At 45.2% G+C, this 1660-nt stretch carries 1 protein-coding gene and 1 pseudogene; both read left to right on the top strand.

Features of this window, described 5'->3' with window-relative positions; all coding sequences use genetic code 11:
* The first annotated feature begins 124 nt into the window (after positions 1 to 124).
* Positions 125 to 1312 carry an SGNH family hydrolase gene (locus ACERY3_RS25220; RefSeq protein WP_262768506.1) on the top strand — a complete coding sequence of 396 codons (1188 nt, stop codon included), beginning with the start codon at positions 125 to 127 and terminating at the stop codon, positions 1310 to 1312.
* A pseudogene (locus ACERY3_RS25215) lies at positions 1302 to 1660 on the top strand (hypothetical protein); the annotation flags it as partial. The gene ACERY3_RS25220 and the pseudogene ACERY3_RS25215, both read left to right, overlap by 11 nt.

Here is a 1660-nt window from a genome sequence, read left to right as displayed (position 1 = left end):
AATGTGAGAAAACAGACTGGGATCATTATTGGCGGGTTACCCTGGTATGCACTACCACTGATCATTGTGCCAGTACTGGCTATAACTTTTTTTATTTCTCCTTCAGGTATTCCCGGATTTATTTATGCAAGCTTCTGATTATCAAAATATACTGAGCCGTTCGTTGCAGATTATTATCGTCGTGAGTGTAACTTTTATCAGTTTGTGTTGGTTATATCAGCAAAACCTCAGTCAGTACTGGACACTTCATTTTCATCAGGATGCCCCATGGGACACAGTCACCACAGGTTACTGGCGCGAGGGGGCAGTACTAATGAATGCTGCCACGCTTTCTGAGCATACGTTTATCAGCGCCCTGCACAATGAAAATCAGGGACAAAACAACAACAAGGAGCAGGATACCTCAGTATCAGAGAATGATTTATCTGTGGTTCCCGCAGAGCATAGCTCCAGGGATACATTATCGTTCCCCCTTTCTCAGGAACCGTCTGGACTACTGCAACTGAGCCGACGAGTCACCGGAGCACACGATTCGAATAATCAGTCATACATACTGGCCGGAATTCCGGCATCCACCTCGCCAGACAGAGGAGAGACAGTTGGGGTTGAAGGACCTCTTTATGAAAGTGGCACTGACGGAATGCATAAAGCTATTCTGGGCAGCTCCGAAAAAGTACTGCTGATTGGTGATTCCATGATGGAAGGTGTTGCGCCGAGAGTGCTGAAAATTATACGGGAGAAACATCAGGTCACCGGGATCAACCTGAGTCGTCGTAGTACTGGTCTTGCATACCCAGGCTTCTATAACTGGCCTGCAACGACCGCAGAAACACTGCGTCAGACCCCATCGATTGGTCTACTGGTCGTTTTCCTTGGTCCTAATGATCCCTGGGATATGCCTGCCGGAAAAGGAAAACCTTTTCTTAAATTTGAAAGTGATGACTGGGAGCGGGTTTACCGTGGTCGTATAGATCAGATCCTGGATTTGACGAAGGCATATCATATTCCGGTGATCTGGGTTATGCCTCCTTCAATGAGGAAGTCAAAACTGAGTCATGGCATGAAATATCTGAACACTTTGTATTCTTCTGAAGTTCAAAAATATGGTGGTCTCCTCGTTGATGTGAATGACATATTTAATTATAGCCCTGATATTTACGCTCCTGATATTTTACTTCGTGGAAAAATGACACGGGTACGGGCTGATGATGGTATTCATTATACCCCTGCCGGAGAGAATCTGATTGCACAAGCTATTGTTTCCCACATTCATTTTGAACAGCAAGAAGGTCTGTCAACTGATGAAAGATAAACGTATTTTTATTCCCTGCCTGCTTGCATTATGTGTGGCAGCCACGGTAATCACCTCCTGCCAGAGTACAGGCAATCCTGACCGCCGGGTCACCTCTTTCGAAACAGGGACAAATGGACGGATGATCAACTATGGTGAAAAACAACTTACTGACTTGTCAGAAAAACTAAAACGAAGTAATACTGAAACAACCCACATTATTGTCATTGGTGACTCACATACAGCTGCTGATTTTCTTTCAGGCCAACTTCGAAGCCTGTATCAGCGTCATTATGGGAATGGTGGACCGGGATTCATCAGCCCGATGAGAGTTCCGGGAAATCGGTACAGCCATGTAAATTACAGCAA

It is taken from the genome of Enterobacter cloacae complex sp. ESBL7 (assembly GCF_041679625.1).
In the GTDB taxonomy this organism is placed as follows: domain Bacteria; phylum Pseudomonadota; class Gammaproteobacteria; order Enterobacterales; family Enterobacteriaceae; genus Enterobacter; species Enterobacter asburiae_B.
The sequence above is the reverse complement of the archived record's forward strand: the minus strand, read 5'-3'. Positions and strand labels throughout refer to the sequence as shown.